Here is a 1437-nt window from a genome sequence, read left to right on the forward strand (position 1 = left end):
ACGGCGGTACGCAGATGCGGGATCTGGTGATGACTCGCCCTTATTTCCAGTTTGCAATCAAAAATGATAATTCAAAAACGTTGCGTGAAGTGGTTGGGGTTCGGCTCGGAGGTGAGCAAGTCGAAGGGCCAATGAGTATTGGCAACTTTAATAGCTTTAGCGGCTATCTAAGTGCATCCGCTGACTTTATTATGGAAGCCCAAGGTTTGGATCAAAATGGCGATGGAGATCCAAATAATGATATCGCGATCACCTGTGGCAGTTCGTCAGCTCCTTGCCCAGGTAATCGCCCTGGCACTGGTTATAATACTTTTGGGTTGCAGACACCCTTCCGCTCTTTGGGGCTGCAAAACGGTTGCGTATCGTTTTTAGGGAATGGTATCGAGTTTAAAGATCTGACTATCGGATTTCCGCAGGTGGAGCGGTTGAATCGACCCGTTGTTTTGAGAGGTAACCGACAAACTCAAGCGGGTGTTTATAATGCTCAGCTGGGATCAGCTGTGGACGAGCTGGTCGATAACCTGGATGTCGTTCGCTCTAACGGTGGAGGCCTGACTAATTCAGAAGCTCTTGTGAACGCACTTCTGCCGCTGCTCGCTAATCCTGTCAAAGATAATATTAAAGGCCAGTTGGCTTCAGGGTTGGGAACCACCCCGGGAAACCTTAATACATTTGTCATCCCATATAATATTTCTAATCTGCATAGTGTAATGGTGGATACACCATTGTTTGGTCTATCTTTCCAAAAAGAGCCGGTACAATACCCAGGTTATGTTGAGTCGGTGTCAAGAGGTTGGGCGATGTATTTGCCCGACGCCTTCAAACTTGAGGTGTCGAATCCAACCACTTATTTTGTTAATAATATCGTGAATGGCAATGCCGCAGTGGGTAACATTACGCCCTTGCCGGACCCCGGCAGTGGCGCGGTATTTGATAACTGTTGGGGCTCTGCTACATTCTGCTAACCCCTCACAACGAAACAAAAGAGCCCCTTGATCAAAAGGGGCTTTTAAATTGTGTCATTTATGGGTGAGCATGTGCTGAACGACGCTGTTTCCAAGACTCGCACCAACTTTTGGTTCGTATTCTTGGTTGTTTCTCTAATTGCTTTCTACTGTGGCATTGCCTGGTTGGCCCGCGGCGAATATCAGTGGTGGTATATTGATTTTGTGGCGGATGCCAATGTTTATTGGGGCGATGATAGCTACCGTTATTTTCTTGCCAAAACCGCATTTCGAAATCCGGATGTTTACTGGTTTAACTTTGTGCTGCCCCTTGCGGTATTTTTTGATGGTGTCTTGACCACTATTAGTAATGAAAGTCTTTATTATTCTCGCGCTCTGAAGTCGTTTCCGCTTGTTTTATCTGTTTTTCTGGTTTATTTCACTTGCCTGAAGCTGGATGTTAAAAGGGTATGGGCGTTTCTTTCAGCTGGAA

The 1437-nt window shown here is 46.2% G+C and carries 2 protein-coding genes; both read left to right on the forward strand.

Annotated features, from left to right (window positions below):
* The coding region (locus A3754_RS25495; RefSeq protein ID WP_082904835.1) for a hypothetical protein at nucleotides 1-965 on the forward strand (965 nt) is incomplete at its 5' end.
* A 60-nt stretch (nucleotides 966-1025) separates the two neighbouring features.
* Nucleotides 1026-1437: hypothetical protein (locus A3754_RS25500; RefSeq protein WP_156497234.1), on the forward strand; the 412-nt coding region annotated here is incomplete at its 3' end.

It is taken from the genome of Alcanivorax sp. HI0083 (assembly GCF_001635175.1).